At 35.9% G+C, this 1,262-nt stretch carries 1 protein-coding gene and 1 pseudogene; both read left to right on the top strand.

Annotated elements, in window-relative coordinates; translation table 11 throughout:
• Nucleotides 1-190, top strand: a pseudogene (locus ACRCJ0_RS14355) (Zn-dependent alcohol dehydrogenase); the annotation flags it as partial.
• A gap of 340 nt (nucleotides 191-530) precedes the next feature.
• Nucleotides 531-1,052: a dCTP deaminase gene (gene dcd / locus ACRCJ0_RS14350; protein ID WP_417893034.1), complete on the top strand. Its 522-nt coding sequence runs from the start codon at nucleotides 531-533 to the stop codon at nucleotides 1,050-1,052.
• The last annotated feature ends 210 nt before the right edge of the window (nucleotides 1,053-1,262 follow it).

Below are 1,262 nucleotides of genomic sequence, written 5' to 3'. Positions count from 1 at the left end.
TGGCCTTCGTGGTGGCCGTGCAGCTGTGACAACCCATGACCGTGCAGTCTTATTAGATGCCGTTCTAGATGGGCGGATCAATCCAGGTAAGGTCTTCAACATGTCCTTTGATTTAGATGATGTGCAAGAAGCTTATACAGCAATGGACGAACGCCGTGCCATTAAATCATTACTAGTTATTTCTGACTAACTAAATGACCATTCCCCCAATGATTCACCAGTGACAGATGCGGAAGCTTTCGCAAGTATGGAAAAAGACTTTGATCTTGTTATATTTGGGCCAGGTGAAGATAAATTACCACATTAATAAAACGAGTATGTATCTGCTGAAGATTACTTAAGTAAAATTGATTTGGTCAAAAACGTGATTAAAGCCTATTTAACATAATAAATGTTGTTAGCCGGAAGTGAATAGCTTCCGGGTTTTTCTTGCATGGGTCTTATTTCTAGAAATCACCAGCTAGAAACCATCTTTCTTTTTGCCAAATTAAGGGTATAATGAAATAAAATAGTGAACAAAGGGTGAGTGTATGATTTTATCAGGGAAGAAAATTGCTGAAGAGCAAGGAACGGGCATTAAAATAACGCCATTTAATGAAAGGCAGGTTAATCCCAATTCTTATAACTTGAGACTTTCAAATGAATTGGCTTATTATGAAGATGACGTGTTGGATATGAAGAAAAAACCAACCTTGAAATCGATTCAAATTCCTGAAGAAGGTTATTTATTAGAACCAGGCAAATTGTACTTAGGCCGGACAGTGGAATATACTGAAACAGATAAATATGTGCCTATGTTAGAAGGGCGTTCTTCAATTGGTCGATTAGGTTTATATATCCATGTAACCGCTGGTTTCGGAGATGTTGGTTTCTCAGGTTACTGGACCTTAGAAATGCACTGCTTACAACCAATCCGTATCTATCCCAATGTTGAAATTTGTCAGATCTACTATCATACAATTAATGGTGAATATGATTTATATTCTTCTGGAAAATATGCTAACAACCAAGGGATTCAAGAATCCCGTTTATACCAAGACTTTATCAAATAAAGTGCCAGTCCAATTATGAATATTTTGTGAAGAAAAGCCATGAATATGGCTTTTTTTGTGAAAGCAAGTTTACTTTGACCAAATTTGACTTTGAATAGGCTATAATATATTTGTAGTTAAGGAGTGTAGAATCTGAGAAGGATGTCAGGTCTAAATAACTTATATATTTTTGACAAAATGAGTAGGAGTGAATATATGAGCAAAAATAGA

This window comes from Aerococcus sp. L_32 (assembly GCF_050689315.1).
Note: the sequence above shows the minus strand (reverse complement) of the source record. Positions and strands in the feature narration are given on the sequence as shown.